Here is a 1,334-nt window from a genome sequence, read left to right as displayed (position 1 = left end):
TCCGTGCGCTACTCCCGTAATAACTTCGGGGCATCTCTCGGAGAGTTTGTCTGGGGAAGAACTCAAAGAATTTTTGGCTAAGAAAAAAGTACGGAAGCTGGCTGAAAAGGTAATGTGTGGAGATGAGCGAGTGTTGGTCAGCGATAAAACCTTTGCAGCTTTTGATATTTTTGATATTCCCCCAGCCCAAAAAGCTAGGTCAAGCAGCCGATGAAATTTTTTGAGTGGCAGCTTGTCCGCTGTAGAGTTTGCTGTAAGTTTAAAGGTTGCGCCGGACAAGTTGACGCCAAAAAATTAGCGCAGCGGTCGTCGGTTGCGATCGGGTAAGCCGTAAAATATTAATTGCTGGACTGAACCTGGGCGACTGGGCTTTAGCTCCAAAAAAAAATGGCCGCTGTTTGGGCGGGCCACAAGTAATTAAAAAACATAATTTCAGTCTATCAGCGCGCGTATTGCAGCGCAAACCTACCCGACAACCCGCCCAAAAAAAAGCGGTCATACTCCACGCCACCAAGCGAGTACAGTATGACCCCGAATCTAAATATACATAACCTATCGTCACTTGGTCAAGAGTTTACTGCAGAAGATGTAGAATACCTTGCCTATCAAGACTGCGTTGTCAAGTCAGGTATTGACCCTGGGATTTATCGCCTCTGCTTTGAGCCTGCGAGCGGTCGTCCCGTCTACGATTTGCTGTTCCGCGACACCGACCCCACAACCAACAGCAGCAGCGGTAGCGCTCAAGCAAAAAGAAATTATACGAAGTGCGAAAAGGCGATCGGTTGGATATCTACTAACGGTAGATTCCGACAATTGGCAGGCGAGCCGCTAGCGTTCGATATCAAAGAAGAAAAGAGCAAAGGTTTCGGCAAAAAAAGTGCAGAGAAGTTAGAACCCCGCCGCTATCACCAGCCGTATGGCAAACCACTCGAAATATTTTTGCCGCGCGTGACTGTTGCGATTTGGGAATTGGTAGCAGCTAAGGCTGGGTTATCAATGCCGGAATTTCCCGTAATTGGATTGGACGGGGAAGCGCTCGGATTTTGGGACTGGGTACTTGAGACTGATTGCCCCATCATCATTACTGAAGGTGAGAAGAAAGCAGCGGCCTTAATCAGTTGCGGGTATGCTGCGATCGGACTGCCGGGAATTCACACGGGCTACAGAGTCACCGAGTGGGGGGATTGGGTAACTAAACCTGACGGCACACAGTATCAAAAGGCGAAAGCGCGAGAACTGCAGGCAATACTTCAACGATTTGACACAGCAGAACGCCAAATCACAATCCTTTTCGACTACCGCGTCGGGGATTACTCCAACAGCCCAGAGTTTAA

Annotated in this window: 2 protein-coding genes; both read left to right on the top strand. The window is 48.8% G+C overall.

All coding sequences use genetic code 11. The features are described from left to right. On the top strand, positions 1-214 hold a 214-nt coding region (locus ACUVJL_RS04005; RefSeq protein ID WP_445244666.1), incomplete at its 5' end, for a hypothetical protein. A gap of 311 nt (positions 215-525) precedes the next feature. Beyond that, on the top strand, positions 526-1,334 hold an 809-nt coding region (locus ACUVJL_RS04000), incomplete at its 3' end, for a DUF3854 domain-containing protein (RefSeq protein WP_445244665.1).

Source organism: Microcoleus sp. OTE_8_concoct_300, from assembly GCF_031383065.1.
Classification (GTDB): Bacteria; Cyanobacteriota; Cyanobacteriia; order Cyanobacteriales; family Microcoleaceae; genus Microcoleus.
Note: the sequence above shows the minus strand (reverse complement) of the source record. Positions and strands in the feature narration are given on the sequence as shown.